The sequence below is a fragment of the Methanosphaera sp. WGK6 genome (assembly GCF_001729965.1).
GTDB lineage: Archaea > Methanobacteriota > Methanobacteria > Methanobacteriales > Methanobacteriaceae > Methanosphaera.
In genome coordinates, this window is record NZ_JRWK01000004.1 from 98,283 (window position 1) to 114,263 (window position 15,981).

The 15,981-nt window shown below is 25.5% G+C and carries 18 protein-coding genes; 9 read left to right on the forward strand and 9 right to left on the reverse strand.

What is annotated here, in order from left to right:
- Window positions 1-121: 121 nt before the first annotated feature.
- The 4 genes from NL43_RS03190 to NL43_RS03205 are packed head-to-tail and all read left to right on the forward strand — an operon-like array spanning window position 122 to window position 5,618.
- Entirely contained in the window at window positions 122-2,215 is a 2,094-nt protein-coding gene (locus NL43_RS03190) for an AAA family ATPase (RefSeq protein ID WP_069592608.1), read from the forward strand.
- 9 nt (window positions 2,216-2,224) lie between these two features.
- Window positions 2,225-3,229 (forward strand): hypothetical protein, encoded by a 1,005-nt coding sequence (locus tag NL43_RS03195; RefSeq protein ID WP_069592609.1) that lies wholly within the window; start codon window positions 2,225-2,227, stop codon window positions 3,227-3,229.
- Window positions 3,230-3,253: 24 nt separating this feature from the next.
- Entirely contained in the window at window positions 3,254-4,594 is a 1,341-nt protein-coding gene (locus tag NL43_RS03200; protein ID WP_069592610.1) for a hypothetical protein, read from the forward strand.
- Between the two features lie 58 nt (window positions 4,595-4,652).
- Window positions 4,653-5,618, forward strand: a complete 966-nt coding sequence (locus NL43_RS03205; RefSeq protein WP_069592611.1) for a M24 family metallopeptidase — start codon at window positions 4,653-4,655, stop codon at window positions 5,616-5,618.
- A gap of 279 nt (window positions 5,619-5,897) precedes the next feature.
- On the opposite strand, the gene NL43_RS03210 is transcribed toward NL43_RS03205, so the two are convergent.
- The gene (locus tag NL43_RS03210) at window positions 5,898-6,494 is read right to left on the reverse strand and encodes a hypothetical protein (protein ID WP_069592612.1); all 597 of its coding nucleotides are present in this window, start codon (window positions 6,492-6,494) and stop codon (window positions 5,898-5,900) included.
- 127 nt (window positions 6,495-6,621) lie between these two features.
- Here NL43_RS03210 and NL43_RS03215 point away from each other — a divergent pair, with 127 nt between their 5' ends.
- Entirely contained in the window at window positions 6,622-7,449 is an 828-nt protein-coding gene (locus tag NL43_RS03215; RefSeq protein WP_069592613.1) for a zinc-ribbon domain-containing protein, read from the forward strand.
- 23 nt (window positions 7,450-7,472) lie between these two features.
- Window positions 7,473-7,895 (forward strand): hypothetical protein, encoded by a 423-nt coding sequence (locus tag NL43_RS03220; protein WP_069592614.1) that lies wholly within the window; start codon window positions 7,473-7,475, stop codon window positions 7,893-7,895.
- A 470-nt stretch (window positions 7,896-8,365) separates the two neighbouring features.
- Here the strand turns inward: NL43_RS03220 and NL43_RS08270 are convergent, their stop codons facing one another.
- The 5 genes from NL43_RS08270 to NL43_RS03240 all read right to left on the reverse strand — a co-directional run bounded on the left by NL43_RS08270 (window position 8,366) and on the right by NL43_RS03240 (window position 11,552).
- Window positions 8,366-8,530, reverse strand: coding sequence for a hypothetical protein (locus NL43_RS08270; RefSeq protein WP_158005546.1), 165 nt, complete (start codon window positions 8,528-8,530; stop codon window positions 8,366-8,368).
- Between the two features lie 263 nt (window positions 8,531-8,793).
- Window positions 8,794-9,219, reverse strand: a complete 426-nt coding sequence (locus NL43_RS03225; protein ID WP_069592615.1) for a hypothetical protein — start codon at window positions 9,217-9,219, stop codon at window positions 8,794-8,796.
- Window positions 9,220-9,221: 2 nt separating this feature from the next.
- Entirely contained in the window at window positions 9,222-9,545 is a 324-nt protein-coding gene (locus tag NL43_RS03230) for a hypothetical protein (RefSeq protein WP_069592616.1), read from the reverse strand.
- A gap of 171 nt (window positions 9,546-9,716) precedes the next feature.
- Window positions 9,717-10,805 (reverse strand): HNH endonuclease signature motif containing protein, encoded by a 1,089-nt coding sequence (locus tag NL43_RS03235; protein WP_069592617.1) that lies wholly within the window; start codon window positions 10,803-10,805, stop codon window positions 9,717-9,719.
- 3 nt (window positions 10,806-10,808) lie between these two features.
- Entirely contained in the window at window positions 10,809-11,552 is a 744-nt protein-coding gene (locus NL43_RS03240; RefSeq protein WP_069592618.1) for a DNA cytosine methyltransferase, read from the reverse strand.
- A gap of 67 nt (window positions 11,553-11,619) precedes the next feature.
- On the opposite strand from NL43_RS03240, the gene NL43_RS03245 reads away from it, so the two are divergent.
- Window positions 11,620-11,976 carry a DNA cytosine methyltransferase gene (locus NL43_RS03245; RefSeq protein ID WP_069592619.1) on the forward strand — a complete coding sequence of 119 codons (357 nt, stop codon included), beginning with the start codon at window positions 11,620-11,622 and terminating at the stop codon, window positions 11,974-11,976.
- A gap of 401 nt (window positions 11,977-12,377) precedes the next feature.
- Here the strand turns inward: NL43_RS03245 and NL43_RS08275 are convergent, their stop codons facing one another.
- Window positions 12,378-12,527, reverse strand: coding sequence for a hypothetical protein (locus NL43_RS08275; RefSeq protein WP_158005547.1), 150 nt, complete (start codon window positions 12,525-12,527; stop codon window positions 12,378-12,380).
- Between the two features lie 317 nt (window positions 12,528-12,844).
- On the opposite strand from NL43_RS08275, the gene NL43_RS03250 reads away from it, so the two are divergent.
- Both NL43_RS03250 and NL43_RS03255 read left to right on the forward strand, forming a co-directional pair.
- A complete protein-coding gene (locus NL43_RS03250; RefSeq protein ID WP_241776208.1) occupies window positions 12,845-13,441 on the forward strand; it encodes a sugar O-acetyltransferase in 597 nt (198 codons plus the stop codon).
- Between the two features lie 16 nt (window positions 13,442-13,457).
- Window positions 13,458-13,655, forward strand: coding sequence for a hypothetical protein (locus NL43_RS03255; RefSeq protein WP_069592620.1), 198 nt, complete (start codon window positions 13,458-13,460; stop codon window positions 13,653-13,655).
- Between the two features lie 25 nt (window positions 13,656-13,680).
- Here NL43_RS03255 and NL43_RS03260 read toward each other — a convergent pair whose 3' ends face one another.
- Together NL43_RS03260 and NL43_RS03265 are read right to left on the reverse strand one after the other, a co-directional pair.
- On the reverse strand, window positions 13,681-14,874 hold the full coding sequence (locus NL43_RS03260; protein ID WP_069592621.1) for an ATP-binding protein: 1,194 nt from the start codon (window positions 14,872-14,874) through the stop codon (window positions 13,681-13,683).
- A gap of 128 nt (window positions 14,875-15,002) precedes the next feature.
- A complete protein-coding gene (locus tag NL43_RS03265) occupies window positions 15,003-15,581 on the reverse strand; it encodes a DUF2284 domain-containing protein (RefSeq protein ID WP_069592622.1) in 579 nt (192 codons plus the stop codon).
- Between the last annotated feature and the right edge of the window lie 400 nt (window positions 15,582-15,981).

Consider the following 15,981-nt stretch of genomic DNA (forward strand, 5'->3'; position numbering starts at 1 on the left):
CATATGTTTATCCATATAACTAATTAATATTTATTATTCTTTTGTTATATTTCCTTTTATAAACTTTTATAATAATAAACTTACAAAAATATAATTAAATAATTAAATAAGAGATATTATCATGGAATACTTAACTAGTGAAGAAGCATCAAAGAAATTAAAAAGAGAACTTGAAACAATACAGATACCAGATTATGAATATCATTATGAAAAGTTTCAGGAAAAATATTCACCAGAAAACTTAAGAAAACTTGAGGGAGCTGATGTATTAAACACTATATTTATGCATGATGGAACGAGTAATCTTTGTCAGGATATGGAGTTTAATAAAGATTATAGGAATGCTGGTGCTATATGGGGTGGTAGTGCTTTTAAATTTTCACTTTTTAAGAATAAGGATGGAATTTGGAAGTATGGTACTCATCCATCTAATGTTGTAGATTTAACAGAAGATGAAGCTATTGAAACTGGTTTAAAAATAAGGGATGATCTTGTTAAAGCGTGTGATTTAATTAAGAAAACTTCACTAGATTGTGTTGAAGACTATGAGAATTTAGAAAAAGAATTTGAATTAATTTTTGAGGATACAACAGTAAAAGCAGGGCATGCATGGGTTCATAAGTATTTTCACATGATTTTTCCAGATAAGTTTACTAATGTGCATACTAGAGATAAACGAGTTGAATACTTAAATAATTTTAATTTATCTTCAACTAATTCTACTTATGGGGATGATGGTAAATTAATTAATCTTGCAAAAATTAGTAATATTTCAGTACGAAAGTTGAACAATTTCTTTGTTTTTAAATTTAAATCTGATGAAATAGTAGAATCACAAATTAATCATAGTAAACATAGTTACTGGCTTTTAGCTCCTGGTAAAAAGGGTAGGAAATGGGATTTATTTAAAGAAAATAATATAATTGCTATTGGATGGGATAAACTTGGTGATTTAAGTAATTTAGATAAGAATAGTATAAAAGACATTTATAATGAAGCTTATAATCCTCAAACTACTCCATGGAATGATATTAAAACTATTGATGACTTTGTAAATAATATTCAGGTAGGTGATATTGTAATAGTTAAGAAGGGACGATCTACTGTTTTAGGTTATGGTGAAGTAACATCTAATTACACATATGATGAGTCTTTTAGTAGTTATAATCATGTACGTCATGTTAACTGGATTTATTTTAATGAATGTGATACAACTGGTAAATTAAGTAAATTATTATCAATGAAAACATTGACTAATATTACGGGTAATATTGATGATGCTAGTGGTAAATACTTGTATGAGGTTTTATTAGATTTGATTAATGAAGATGTATTTACATCAGAACTATCTGTTCCTACTTATACACGTGATGACTTCTTAGATGATGTTATCTTTAAGGAAGAGGATTATGATAAGATTATTAAACTACTTAAGAGAAATAAGAATATTATCTTGCAGGGTGCTCCGGGTGTTGGTAAGACATTTATCTCAAAACGTATTGCTTATTCATTAATTGGTATAAAAGAGGATAGTCAAGTGGAGTTTATCCAGTTTCATCAAAGTTATTCCTATGAGGATTTTATTCAGGGATATAAGCCAACAGAGGATGGTTTTAAACTAAGAAATGGTGTTTTCTATAATTTTGTTAAGAAAGCTCTAAATAATCCAGATAAGGATTACTTCTTTATTATTGATGAGATTAATCGTGGTAATATTTCCAAGATTTTTGGTGAATTATTAATGCTTATTGAAAAAGATAAGCGTGGAAGTGAGTATAGTATTAGTTTAACTTATAGTGATGAGAAGTTTAGTGTTCCTGAGAATCTATATCTTATTGGTCTTATGAATACTGCTGATAGAAGTCTTGCAATTATGGATTATGCTCTTCGGAGAAGATTTGTATTCTATACTGTAAAACCATTATTTGGTGAAGATAATTTTAGAAATTACCTGTTAAGTACTGGTGTTGATGAAAAACTTGTACATCATATTATATCAGTATTTACTAGCTTAAATAGGGATATTAGTCAGGATATGGATTTAGGTGAGGGCTTTGAGGTTGGTCATAGTCATTTTATAACAGAAGATACACTTAATGTGGATGATTATATGGATATTATTGACTTTGATATTGCTCCACAACTAAGAGAGTACTACTTTGATGATGTTGATAAAGCTGAAGTACAAATTAGAAGTTTAAAATTTGAAAATTAATGATTAGTTATGAGTGAAATTCCAATTAGAAATATTTATTACATGCTTAGCTATGCATATGAATCACTAAATATTGATGAAAATATACTTGTAGATATAGATAACTTTAAAGATCTTCCAAATCTACTAGCCAGGGTACTGTTAAATGTAATTAACTCTCTTATAAAAAGAGGTTTCTTTAGAAAGTATAATATTATATCAGAGGATACATTAAATATAAGAGGTAAGATTAATATTAATCAAAGCTTCAAATCTGAAAATATTATTACAAAGAAATTAAATTGCGAATTTAGTGAATTTGAGAAAAACATACTCCTAAATCAAATAATCAAAACAACAATAATTAACTTAATAAAAAAAGTAGATACATCTATTGCCAGAAAACTAAAAAAACTTCTCATATACTTCAATATAAGTACTATTACACTAAACAGACAAGTATTTAATAAATTAATGTGGAATCGAAGTAATAATCACTACAAGCTTCCCATACAAGTATGCAAGTTAATATATAACTTAGAACTTCCAGAAGAAGAAATTGGTGATAATTATTTTAAGGACTTTATAAGAGATCCAAATAAACTACCACATCTTTTTGAAAAATTCGTGTTAAACTTCTATAAACAAGAACTAAATAATATTAAGACATATAGTCCATATATCAACTGGAATCAAACAAGTAATAATAGTAATATGTATAAATTACCAACAATGATGACAGATATTGTATTAGAAAGAAGAAATAGACAATTAATTATTGATACAAAATTCTATCAAAGTATTGTTAAAAATAATACATATCACTCAGCAAATATTTACCAGATTTATAGTTACATGAATAACAGTACATTTAAAGGTAAAGTAAGTGGTATGCTTCTTTATGCATCACTTGGTGAAGAACTAAATGAACACTTTGAAATAGACAAAAAAGACTTCTACATATACACATTAAACTTAAATGATAAATGGACAAATATAAACAAGAGACTACATGAAATAAGTAATCTACTATAATATAATATGTATTGGTGAATTAATATGAAAAATAAAAAACAAAAAACACGCTATATTTACTATATAGAACAAAAAAATAAGTATCGTGTTTCTAAAACTATAGATGGAAAACAAAACTTCTATGGATTATATGATACATTAGAAGAAGCAGAAAAAGTACGAGATAAACTATTAGAACACAACTGGAGTAAAGAATACTATGAAAAAAATCTAAGAAAAGAAGATACATCTAAAAAATCAGAGGATATGCAATATATTTACCTAGTAAAAGATACAAGTACATACTCCATATCTAAACAAATAAAAAACAAGAAATATAGTTTTGGCAGATATAAAACAATAGAAGAAGCAAAAAAAGCACGTGATGAACTTCAAGCACATGACTGGAGTATAGATTTTTATAAAAAAAATTATAAACAGGAACAAAAAAAGGATAAATACATACTCCAACAACCTAATGGAAAATTTACAATTAATAAGAAAATAAATGAAAAAACACTTAGTTTTGGAACATTTAACACAATAGATGAAGCACGTAAACACAGGGATTTCTGTCAGGAAAATAACTGGAATCTTAACTGTAGAAAAAATAAAAGAAATAATCATGTAACTGAAGATGAACAACATCTAAAATATATCCAACATAATAAAACACGTGAAAAATATATAGTACATAAATTTATCAAGAATAAAAATATACATTTTGGTACATATAACACATTAGAAGAAGCTATGAAAATAAGAGACATGCTAGTAGAACATGAATGGAGTATGGAGTACTATGAAAAAAATATAAAAAAAGAGCTTAAATCAGGAGCCAAGTACATAATTAAAAATAAACATAACTCATATGCAGTAAAAAGACATAATAGCTCCATGACCTTTTTATCAAAAACATATCCTACCTTAGAAGAAGCAGTTAAAGTTAGAGATGACATGATAAAACACAACTGGGATAAAGAATATTATGAAAAGAAATATAAAAATGAAGACAATAAATACCTTATAAAACAACCTGGTGGGAAATATACAGTTAGTAGAAGTATAAATGGAAAAACACTTAGTTTTGGAACATTTAATACGTTGGATGAAGCACGCAAACACAGAGATTTCTGTCAGGAAAATAATTGGGATGATACTTGTAGAAAAACTAAAAGAAATAATCATGTAACTAAAGATAAACATTTAAAATATATTACACATGACAAAACAAAGCTGAAATATGTAGTACATAAGATGGTTAATGGTAAATTTACTTATTTTGGTACATATAATACATTAGAAGAAGCTATGAAAATAAGAGACTTACTAGTAGAACATGAATGGGATAAAGAGTATTATCAACAATTAAAGGAAAGTAAATAAAACAATATTCTTCTAAAAAAAGGAATACTAAAAACCATTCAATAAAGATGTGATATAAATGTATGATGAATATATAAAGGCTGGAAAAATAGCAGCAAGTGTTCGTAAAGCTGCAGTAAAAAGAATAACTAGTGGTATGAAAGTTATAGATCTTATTGAATGGGTTGAAGCAGAAATAAAAAGAAAAGGTGCAGGATTATCATTTCCATGTAATATTAGTATAAATGATATAACATCCCACTATACATCGCCACCCGGTGATGATACAATTTTCTGTAATGGAGATATTGTAAAAATTGATCTTGGAACACATATAGATGGATATATTGCAGATACTGCTGAAACTGTTATTGTCACAGGTGATAATATTGAATTTAGTAGTAACTATTCTATGCCTGGACGATTAGATGATGGAAATCCACAAATTACTACACAGGATTTTGAAGAAAGAGTAGAATTAATTGAAGCATCCCGTCATGCTCTTACAAATGCTATAAGTATAATACATGATGGAATAACATTAGATAAAATAAGTAGTGAACTTGAAAAAACAATACAAAGTCATGGATTTAATCCAATAGGTGATCTTACAGGACATAGCATTAGTAGATATAAACTTCACTCTGGACTACAAATACCCTCAGTATCAACAGGGGATGCACATATATTACATGAGGGTGATGTTATTGCAATTGAGCCTTTTGTAACTAGTGGTGTGGGTCTAGTAGAAACTCTACCACAGCATTATATATATTCATACTTGCGTACAAGACCATTTGGTGAAAGTGAAGCAAGTAAATTACTTAAATATATACAGGAAAATAATATGTATTTTCCATTTACTAAGAGGTATTTTCTGGACTTGTATGATGAAAATAAGTTAAATCAGGTTATGCATCCTCTTATCACATCTCGTGCAATATTTCCATATAAATTATTACGGGAAGCTAGTGGTGCTATGAATGCTCAATGTGAACATACTATTATTGTAGAAAAAGAGGGTTGTATTGTTACAACATTATAGGAAATATTTTGGGTTTTATTAAAAAAGTAATTAATATATCTTGATAAAATTAATATATTGTATAAATTTTATACAAAATATTTATATATAAGATAATTTAATATATTATAATTGGGCATTTTAAGAAATATGAGAAAATAGTTGCTAACTATTTTTTTTGTTTCATAAGATGTTTATCCAGTGTGGATTAAAATTTTAAAATATTGTTAATAATTTAGTAATTATTCTTCTTTCTTTATTTTTTTTTAAGTTACCTATTTTTTTTTAAATTAAATAAGATTATACCATAGTTATACTCTTTTTGTAAAATAAGTTTTTTGAAGTTAAAGTCTTATAAAAAGAAAAAAAGTTTCTGAATCTATCACCTAGTGTTTCTTCTTCTTTTTCTTCATTATTTTCTATTCTTGGCTGTACTGGTTCTTGTCTAGCCATGTTTTGTTGTAGGTTATTTTTTATTTCATCAAGATCTAGTTTTAGAAATCCATTATCTATTATTTTATATAGTTTAGAGTTTTTATCAAGTATTTCTTCTGATTCATTAACTTGGTCTAGTAGTATGGCTAGTGTATTTTTTGAGTCTTTGAATTCAAAGTCATCATCGGTTATATCTTTATATATTTCATCAAATATTGCTTCTACTATGTATATTGTTTGATCAAATTCTGGTGTGTATGCCTTGTTAAATAGTAAGTCTACAGGTGTTGTACTTGTTTCTATGAGAAACATGTTTTCTTCAGGATGTTCATTATCAATAAATAGTGCATAACCTTTTTCTGGTATATATACTAGTCCTATATGTTTTTTATCATGTATTTCTAATGTTGTTTTTCTACTAGCTTTACTTAGACTTAGATAATTTAAATTTCGTATAATCATACTATTTTTCCTCTTATTATTTGAAATCCCTTTGAAATAAGTAGGTATCTCTAATTTCAATTAACTATATTTGTATATATCTATATAATATAATATATATTTTAAAACAAGATATGGAGTGAAATAAATGGTATATTGTACTAAGTGTGGATTTGAAAATGCTGATTCATCAAAATTTTGTATAACCTGTGGAAATAAACTTGATGTTAACATTTCTAGACCTAATCCACAAAACGATTTCCAAAATAATCCTGAACCTATGGATTATAATCCAAATAATCAAGGATATGAAGAACACCACTTTAATAGTAACCAACAATATAATGAAACTAATTACAACAATAATAATAATTCATTTGAACAAGGTATGAATGATGTAGGTAATTATATTAATGATTTAGGAAATAAAACACAAGATTCTATATTAAATTATAGAAAAAATAAAGAAGAAAAACATGCTAGGAAAATTCAAGATAAAAATGCATTATATTATCTTAATGGAAGAGAAGCAGAACTTTTTGCATATGAAGACTACCTAGAATTTGATTTTACAGAAGATTATTTTAAAAAAATTACAAGTAGATGGGGCGGAGTTAAAAAAATTTATTATCATCAAATAAATAGTATTCAAAAAAGAGATGCTGGATCTTTAGCTAATGGTTCTCTTGAATTTGAAGTTCAAGGAAATGTACGTGGAAAACAACAAAGAATAGGAAATTTCAATGAAAATCTAGTACATTACTATAAAAAATATGAAGCTGAAGCTACTGCTCTTTATGAATTTGTTAATCAGAAAATCATAGAAAGTCATAAAGGTGTTACTCAGGCACAAGTTGTTAAAACTGAGGATGGTCCACTGGATAAACTTAAGAAAAGTAAAGAATTACTTGATATGGGTGCTATAAGTCCTGATGAATATGAAATGATAAAAGAAAAACTTCTTAAAGAAATATAATCATTTATATGGAGATTTAATTTATGAAATCCACAAGTCTTGCCATTATTGGAGTTACTATAATAGTTGTTGCACTAATCTTTTCAGTAACAGCTTATAAGATCTCAGAATCAGAAACTCCAGAAATTACTAATAACACATCAATAAACAGGACAAATAACACAACCACCACTAATCAAACAAGTATTGTAACAGACAACTCTACAACAAGTACAGTTGAAGATACTAGTACAAGTATGTCTCAGGATAATTATGTTCTTACAGGTAATACTGTTAATGGAGAAACTATTGAAGAAAGACATTATATGAGTGATGGTATAGAATATATTGGTACTGCATCCACCATATACTATAGAGATGCTTCAACAGATATACTATATAAAAGACACCTAGATGATGATGGTGTATATAGGTATTATGATATTAATGGTAATCCATTTTACTAAGAGAATACAACATTAAAACTCTAATCTTCAACTATTCTATTTTTTTGAAAAATAATACAAATAAACGTCTATAAAAAAGAGTCGATATTCAATAAAAATTTTAAAAAGAAAAAAGTATTTGAATTAAATACTTTCATCTAAAAAGTTTTTAAATCTTTTACTTAATGTTTCATTATCTTCTACATTATCTATTATAGGTATGTTTTGATTTGAAAACTCTTGTATAATATTTTTTAATTCATCTAATTCTAATTTTAAAAATCCTATATCTATAATAGAATATAACTCAGAATTTTTATCTAGATATTCTGATGATTCAATAATTTTAAATACCCAATATTTGTAAAAAAATTAGGTGCAGTTTGCATAGATAATAATGAACTAAAACATATCTATGGAACATACACTACTGAATTTGGTTGTATTTCATTTATCGAATTAACACGAATAGAAAAACTATATAAAAATAATTAAAAAAATGAATGGATTAAATCAAAAAGAACTCCTCTATGTTGGGTATATCCATGATTTATATAATATAGTTCATCCATTAACTTTAATTTTGTATTAAATCGTTCATCATAATCACGTATGTCTGAAACTAATTTAACAAATAATTTCCCACCATGATCCATATATACTAATTCCAAACGTGGTTTTTTAGTTGAATACTTTTCAAAAGTATCATATAATGAATTTAATAAATCCTCTAAATTATGAGATACTACATAAGAAAGAGCTGCATCATCATAATCATATCTATCTAAACTAGATTTATCATATGGTTTATTTCTTGAATAACTTTTTTCATGTTGATTATCATTTCTTTTTAAAATACTTCATAACATCCGTTAATTTAATTAACCAATATGTTTATTCAATATAACACATTAAATAATCATGTATTCAAATAATAAATATTATAAAGATTATTTATATTTTTTAAAATATAATCAGTATTCCTTATAACAGTATATGCATCCCCTTTAATATCCGTATAGTTTTCTTCATAATCTGCTTTTTTCCGTTTCCCACTAGATTCAATTAATAATCCTGAAATTTTAGAAGATATTGAAGAATCATTTACAAAAGGATTTTCATATAAAATATTCGAAACTGTTCTATGCACTGCAATTTTATGAGTTAAATTGTAAAAATCTTGTTTTTTAGCTAAATTTTGTTCAAAAATACGATTTCTACAAGTACAAAAAGAAGTATAATAAGAACGATTTATTGCAGCACGTAAATATGTTTCTGTATCATATTTTTCAGATTCTTTAATTAAAAATTTAGCAAAATCCTGATATTTTGTCCAATCAAACATAATTAATCAAAAAGAACTCCTATATATCGTGTATACTCATGATTTATATAATATAGTTCATCCATTAACTTTAATTTTGTATTAAATCGTTCCTTATAATCATATATCTCTGAAACTAATTTAACAAATAATTCGCCACCATGACTCATATATACTAATTCTAAACGTGGTTTTTTAGTGGAATATTTTTCAAAAGTATCATATAATGAATTTAGTAAATCATCTAAATTATGTGAAATTACATAATCAATAGCTTCATCATCATATTCATATCCCTCTAAACTAGATGCAGAGTATGGTTTATTTTCTTGGATAACTTCTTTCATGTTGATTACTCCAATTATTTTTTTAAGATAGTTTTTTACAATTATTATTATTTTTTCAATTATAGTTCCAGAATATCTGATTTTTTAAAAGAAAAAATATTTAAACTATCATCATATTTTTAATTTTAGTAGTATATAAATTATTCTATCCTTGTGAAGTTTTCAAGTACATCATTTTATTGAATAAAATTCTTTTAAATCATTTATATCTAAATTTAATTTTTTAAATTTTTCAAATTTTAAGAGATGATCTAACATATGTTCTAACATGTTTTCTTTAGATTTCATTTTTGCATAATGTATTTTTCTATGACAATTAGGACATAATGGTATTATATTCTCCTTACAATCTAATTTAACTGATTGAAAACTATTTTCTCTAGCTAAAGGAATAATATGATGTGCTTCAACATAATTAGGTCGTGATTTTGAAGGAAATGTTATGTGATTTTTATCAAAAAAACAATTATACCTACTTTTTTCTAAAACAGAGACACTTAAGTTATAATTCCTTGTATGTTTTTTTAAACTTTTTGTACTTACATATTGAAAATCTGTTTTAAAGAACATATTTTCATATGTTTCCTCTTTCAAAAATCCATTCAAAAAATCCCGTTTATTTTCAACTAATTTAATTTTTTCAATATCATTTTCAGTCACATATTCAATAATATTCCATTTTTCCCAATAGGGTAATACCCATGTTTTCCATTTATCATATTCTTTTTCATGAATATTTATTCTATTTTTAAAATCTTCATAATTTCTTATATACGGTATTCTATATAAAAACCATTCGACAGGAATTGGTTCTTCCAATAATAATTTAAAAATTATTCTAAATGGATATAATGATAATTTAACTGATTTTGTTGCAGAATTCGGATAACTTGATTGTAATAATTGATATAAATAAAATTCTTTTGCTTTAATATAATCTTTTTTCTTAATAGCTTCTAAAAAATTCTTACCATCAACAGATAATGAAAGTTCATCATCAATATTCCTAATAAATCCTACAAATTCTAATGGCCTATAAAAATGTCTTTTATTTGATTTATTTTCATCTAACTTATAATTTTCTTTAAGATAATTACAAATAGATTCTTCATAATTTGAAACTGTGATAGGGCCGTTCTCTTTGAAAAACTCAAGTACACCTATACTTCTTGTAGACATTTTATTAGAGTCCCAAAATTCTAAGTTAGAATCAAAAGGATTTCCATTCCCTGCAACTTGCCATCTGTATTTTTCAGCCATAGCTTAACCTTCCCGTTTAGGCATAGTTTTTAATAAATTTGCAGAGAATTTTGGAGGTATCCCTTCACCAATTACTTGTCTTATGAAATTTTCACTAGCCCACTCCGGAATATTCCAATCATCAGGTAATCCAGTTAATCTAATAATTTCTAAAATAGATAAAACTCTTGCATCACTATATGTTCCATCATCTAATAATCTACCAGGATGTACATTATTCTGTGAGGAAATACTACCATTACACATAGTAATTGTAGGTGCTGGTTTATCCCATTGAATTCGTTTATAAGTTGTTCTATATCCTTTTATTCTTCGTCCCTCTTTTTTAGGATAATATTTTTTATTATCAAATGCAGTTTCACCAGTTGGTGTATTTTTCATCCATAATATGTGTCTATCATTATGTTTTTTAGCATGATGTAAAGGAATATTTGATTGTTCACCACTTTCAAGACTAGGTAAATCACCGATAGCATCTTTTACTGTTATTTTTTCTAATTTTTCAGGAAAATCCCATTTTTTAATATTAGAAATTAGAAAAATAGCTCGTTTTCTAGTTTGTGCAGTTCCATAATCTGCAGCATCTAAAATACTATAATTAATATAGTATCCTAATGGTTGTAATTCTTCAATAATGTAATTTAAAATTTTAACCTCTTTATCACCAATTTTTATTGAAAATTTAAGAATTTGAGGTACATTTTCTAAACATATTAATTCTATGTTTTTCTTTTTTAAAAAAAACAAAATAAGAGTAATTTAATTATATTTAATGAAATAAATATTATATTATTTATAAATTTGAGGAATTCATATGGTTAACGGAGTATCTTTATTTTCAAATGTAGGTATTGGAGAAACATACTTTGAAGAATATGGTTTGAATATTTGTGGTGCTAATGAAATAATTGAAAAAAGAGCTAAATTTTATAGACATTTATATCCTGATTCTAATATGATTTGTGGTGATATAACAAAAAAAGAAATTTTTGATAAACTTATTGATATTTATCAAAGAAATAACTGTGATTTTTTAATATCCACTCCTCCTTGTCAAGGAATGAGTCAAGCAGGAAAAATGGATAAAGATGATCCTAGAAATTCTTTAATTATACAAACTATTAATTTTATTAAAGAGACCCGACCATCTAATGTAATTATAGAAAATTAAAAATTATATGAAAATATATGCCTTTTCATCGACTTCGTTATAGATGGCTATAACGAATGAATAGAGTATTATTTTTCCAGTAGTCTTTCAATTAATCTAGATATTTTCATGAATAATAATTCATCTTACTATAATGTATTGACTAATTATAATACTATCAAAAATTATATATTCATAGTTCTTCTCGAAAAATTAAAACATATACTTATGGTAATACATAATAAAGTAAAAATAGATAGAAATAAAGCACTCATATTAAAAAAAATAACTTAGAAACTATATTATTTCTCATAATATTTGATTCTTTTAATAATACGGCAATGTCATTTGAAAGAAGTTGATTTGTTACATGAGGATTATTTGTTAAAATATTTGTTGCATAATTTTCATATTTTTTCAATCTATAGCAAATGGATCCATTTTTTTAGGAGTACTTGTTTTATATCTTTGTCTTTTAATAAGTAAGATGGTTCTATTTTTAAAGTAATTTCATCTTTGATGGTTGTGTCTTGTATTTTATTGTTAAAATTATAATTTTTTTGTTTGTGCAAAATGTTCTTCAGGAAAATTATTTTTAAGTAATTCCTTTATTTCTTCAATCTTTTCTATATAAGTCCTGTTCTATTTTTTCGAAAGAAAAACATGAGATTAATATTTGTTAAATAATGATTCATTTTATAATAAATCTCCTTCATAGTTCATTATGATTATTCTTTCTTTTTGTAGAGTGGATTGTCTGCTTAAAGGTCAAGTTATTATAAAATATAGTTGAGGGAGTAAAATAAATAATCATAGTCAGTTAATTTAAAATAACAAAGATTTAAAAAATAGTTCTAACAGATACTCTAATAAAAAGAAAAGATAATATATGGACAATAATAGAAAGGCAGTTAAAATGAAAAGTGAAATGGATAAGTTGAAAGCTGGCGAAGAATACTGTTATGATGATGAGGAAGTAAATGGATTGAAAGTAAATGCAATAGTGCAATCTCAACGGTATAATAGTATAGACCCTAATGATAAAGATAAACAATATACAGTATTAAAAGAAATTCTTGGAAGTGTAGGTGAAAATGTATGGATAGCAAATACATTTAACTTTGACAATGGAAAAAACATACATATTAAAGATAACTTCACAGGAAACTTTAATTTAACTATTCTTGATATTAGAGAGGTATATATTGGAAATAATGTTATGATTGGACCAAATACTCTTATAACTACTGTTGGTCATCCACTTAATCCACAGGGACGTAGAGATCATCTTGCTATGGCAGAACCTGTTACTATTGGTGATGATGTATGGCTTGGAGGTAATGTAACTGTACTTCCTGGTGTAACTATAGGAAATAATGTTGTTGTGGGTGCTGGAGCTGTTGTAACTAGGGATATACCTGATAATTCATTAGCAGTGGGAGTACCTGCAAAGGTAATAAGAGAATTGGAAAATAATGTTGAATAAATTTGGAGTGATATTTATGGTATGTGATATATCAACGGAACATGAAGAACCATTATCTGAATTAATAAAAAGATTATATGAATTTGAGGGTATTGAAGTACTCTGTGAATGTGTAAAACTATTACAAGAGAGTGTGACAAGAGAAGAATTAGAAAAATTAAGTGATGATGAGTTATACAGGTACTATTTGCAAGCACAAGAGAATATTAAGTAGTAATCTAAATTACTACTTTTCTACTTTAAATCATGCTTCTGTATGGATATAGTCCTTTTTCTTCATATGTATTTTTAAGCCATGCTTTAAATACTGGATCTATTAATTGGTATTTTCCATTATCATATTCAATTAGTGCTAAATCCATTAAATGATTTAGTGGTTTTCCTAGTGAACCACTTTTTACTTTTAGTTTTTCAGATATTTCTAATCGTTTTAATGGTTTTTCTAGTAAATTAGTTATTATTTTTTGTTCTCTTAGTGTTAATTTTCCCCATTGTATTAGATGACTTGTGATTAATACAGGTATTATGTTTTTAAACTGTTTTTTTATTTCATTTGCATCAAGAATTATTTTTGGAGGTAAAAGATTTGCAAAAATATTAATATATGCTGGTATTCCATGAGTACATTTATAGAATTGTTCTATACCATCTTCAGTTAATTTTAAATGATTTGCTTTTTCATTTAGATAATTTGTTGTTGTTTGTTGTGTGAATGGTTTAATTTCTATAGTTAATATTCTTCCACCAAATGCCCCATTTTGTCCTACCATATCCATAATTAATGTATCCTTAACACTCATACTACCTGAAAATAGGTATGATACATTTTTTTGTGTTTGTGTTTTATTTCGTAAATACCATAAAAATGAATTAAGATCCTCGTCAAGGTCTTTTATTACTTGTATTTCGTCAAAAAATAATAGAACTCCTTTGATTTTATTTTTATTTTCTTCATATATTTGTTGAGGTAACTCCATTACAAAATCAATTAATTTAGTTTGATTTTTTTCTGTTTCTATTAATGGTAATGGTATATTTTTATATTGTGTTATGTTGGATACATGAATATTATTAGTTTTAATGTATTTTTCTAGTTTTTTATTTATAGTATTTAAACCAAAGTTATCACATGATTCTATTAATTTTTTATAGATTAATTTTATAATATCTATTCTTTTTAGTTTATTTTCTTGATATTCAGGGTTTTGTGATATGTCAATATATGTTACAAGATAGTCTTCTTTAAAGTTCTTTTCTAACTTTTTTATTAGTGCTGTTTTTCCTACACCTCTTATCCCAGTTAATAGGATTGTTGGTGATGATCCATAAGTTGTGCCTTTTAGAAGATTAGATATGAATTCTATATCTTCTGTTCTATTATAAAATTCATAATCATTTAATTCTACGTCAGTTCCCCATGCCATATGATACATTATTATTACCTCTATTATAAAATAGATTTATAAAAATATTTAAATAATCTAAAATGGATTATGTAATCATAAATAGATAATAGAATACTTAGATTTCAAATAGATTATATAATCTAAAATAGATTACTTTAGTATAGTACTGCTGTTAGTAATGTTAAATATTCAGGGAATTTTCCTTCTTTCATATCTATTGTTTCTAGTTCAAATCCAAATACACCAATTAGTGTTTCGTTAACTAGTGTTCCTATTGATTCAATGGAATGTCTTACTAATTCTGGATGTATACATGGTTTATCATATAGTCTACTGCATTTTAAACATATGTTACAGTAACCTGCGGATAATGCTAGTCCATCGTATTGTTTCTCTTTTTCCATGAGTTCTTCTGTTATGTTAGTTTTTTCCTTAAATAGAGTGTTATCGACTATATTCATTATTTCTTCTTCTTTATATGTTTTTTCTAGGAATTTTTTTGTGAAAACTATTTTTGTTGCTATTAATTCTATATTTTCATATTTTTCCCAGTATTTTGTTACATCTTCTTCAAATTGTGGACATGCCCAGTTATTATTGTATTGTGGACATTCACTACATAGTTTTTCGGTATATTCTAGATTAACATAGTTTTTGTAGAATTCTTTTGTAGATACTGTTTTTATTTCTTTTACTGCATTATATGTATGGCTAAAATCATCTTCTTTAATCATATTTTAAAAACTCCCACTTACTTATGATTAATTTCATCTATTATATCATTTTTGTTAATTATGTGATTTATATTAGGGACTATGTATGTAAAAAAAAGAGTTAAAATATTATTTATAGTATACTTGGTATATATGTAGTAATATTAAATTTAAGTATTCCATAATTAAAACAAGAATTTCACCAATAGAATAAACAAGATTATGAAAAACATATATTTTAATCTAAATTATTTAACACTATTATAATTATTTTAAACAGAAAAAGTGTATATATGAATAAAGATAATTATTTGTTTAAAAATTAGAATGAAATAATAGTATAACTAGTTTTCATTATCAAAAATAAGTGTTTATCATTAACTAGTCTTAATAAAAAAAATTTTAAAAATTAGATTTTAAA

Bases quoted from the DNA above. Each gene is read 5' to 3' on its own strand.
- NL43_RS03190 (WP_069592608.1), top strand. From the start codon at position 122: ATGGAATACTTAACTAGTGAAGAAGCATCAAAGAAATTAAAAAGAGAA.
- NL43_RS03195 (WP_069592609.1), top strand. From the start codon at position 2,225: ATGAGTGAAATTCCAATTAGAAATATTTATTACATGCTTAGCTATGCA.
- NL43_RS03200 (WP_069592610.1), top strand. From the start codon at position 3,254: ATGAAAAATAAAAAACAAAAAACACGCTATATTTACTATATAGAACAA.
- NL43_RS03205 (WP_069592611.1), top strand. From the start codon at position 4,653: ATGTATGATGAATATATAAAGGCTGGAAAAATAGCAGCAAGTGTTCGT.
- NL43_RS03210 (WP_069592612.1), bottom strand. From the start codon at position 6,494: ATGATTATACGAAATTTAAATTATCTAAGTCTAAGTAAAGCTAGTAGA.
- NL43_RS03215 (WP_069592613.1), top strand. From the start codon at position 6,622: ATGGTATATTGTACTAAGTGTGGATTTGAAAATGCTGATTCATCAAAA.
- NL43_RS03220 (WP_069592614.1), top strand. From the start codon at position 7,473: ATGAAATCCACAAGTCTTGCCATTATTGGAGTTACTATAATAGTTGTT.
- NL43_RS08270 (WP_158005546.1), bottom strand. From the start codon at position 8,530: ATGGATCATGGTGGGAAATTATTTGTTAAATTAGTTTCAGACATACGT.
- NL43_RS03225 (WP_069592615.1), bottom strand. From the start codon at position 9,219: ATGTTTGATTGGACAAAATATCAGGATTTTGCTAAATTTTTAATTAAA.
- NL43_RS03230 (WP_069592616.1), bottom strand. From the start codon at position 9,545: ATGAAAGAAGTTATCCAAGAAAATAAACCATACTCTGCATCTAGTTTA.
- NL43_RS03235 (WP_069592617.1), bottom strand. From the start codon at position 10,805: ATGGCTGAAAAATACAGATGGCAAGTTGCAGGGAATGGAAATCCTTTT.
- NL43_RS03245 (WP_069592619.1), top strand. From the start codon at position 11,620: ATGGTTAACGGAGTATCTTTATTTTCAAATGTAGGTATTGGAGAAACA.
- NL43_RS03250 (WP_241776208.1), top strand. From the start codon at position 12,845: ATGGACAATAATAGAAAGGCAGTTAAAATGAAAAGTGAAATGGATAAG.
- NL43_RS03255 (WP_069592620.1), top strand. From the start codon at position 13,458: ATGGTATGTGATATATCAACGGAACATGAAGAACCATTATCTGAATTA.
- NL43_RS03260 (WP_069592621.1), bottom strand. From the start codon at position 14,874: ATGTATCATATGGCATGGGGAACTGACGTAGAATTAAATGATTATGAA.
- NL43_RS03265 (WP_069592622.1), bottom strand. From the start codon at position 15,581: ATGATTAAAGAAGATGATTTTAGCCATACATATAATGCAGTAAAAGAA.